Source organism: Vibrio sp. 03_296, assembly GCF_002265885.1.
The window spans coordinates 1-638 of sequence record NZ_NPKW01001113.1 but is presented as its reverse complement, the minus strand read 5'-3'; the positions used below and the strand labels follow the sequence as shown (position 1 = coordinate 638).

The 638-nt window shown below is 49.2% G+C and carries 4 tRNA genes and 1 rRNA gene; all 5 read right to left on the bottom strand.

Annotation, left to right across the window (positions count from 1 at the left end):
• Positions 1-110 precede the first annotated feature (110 nt).
• Positions 111-186: transfer RNA gene (locus CIK04_RS30170), tRNA-Val, on the bottom strand.
• A gap of 14 nt (positions 187-200) precedes the next feature.
• Positions 201-276 (bottom strand) — tRNA-Ala (locus CIK04_RS30165).
• A gap of 14 nt (positions 277-290) precedes the next feature.
• A tRNA-Lys gene (locus CIK04_RS30160) sits at positions 291-366 on the bottom strand.
• 1 nt (position 367) lies between these two features.
• Positions 368-443 (bottom strand) — tRNA-Glu (locus tag CIK04_RS30155).
• 67 nt (positions 444-510) lie between these two features.
• Positions 511-638: ribosomal RNA gene (locus CIK04_RS35080) — 16S ribosomal RNA — on the bottom strand; the annotation flags it as partial.

Here is a 638-nt window from a genome sequence, read left to right as displayed (position 1 = left end):
TGCAATTCTCTATGAGAAACACACTTTTTAAAGACTTTCAGCGTCGAAAAATCAACCACAGACATAAAGAAGGTGGTTTTCATTAAGAAACACTAAAAATATTTAAAGAGTGGTGGGCGATACCGGGTTCGAACCAGTGACCCCCTGCTTGTAAGGCAGGTGCTCTCCCAACTGAGCTAATCGCCCATTGCGTTCAAGAATGGTGGAGCTATGCGGGATCGAACCGCAGACCTCCTGCGTGCAAGGCAGGCGCTCTCCCAGCTGAGCTATARCCCCAAMTCTTGAAGTAATGGTGGGTCGTGCAGGATTCGAACCTGCGACCAATTGATTAAAAGTCAACTGCTCTACCGACTGAGCTAACGACCCATGGTATCCCGTAGGGGAGTCGAACCCCTGTTACCGCCGTGAAAGGGCGGTGTCCTAGGCCTCTAGACGAACGGGACACTAAGATACTCTAAACTTTCTAAACCATATCAATCTGTGTGAACACTCATCGCAATAATCATCGTATAAGGAGGTGATCCAGCGCCAGGTTCCCCTAGCGCTACCTTGTTACGACTTCACCCCAGTCATGAACCACAAAGTGGTGAGCGTCCTCCCGAAGGTTAAACTACCCACTTCTTTTGCAKCCCACTCCM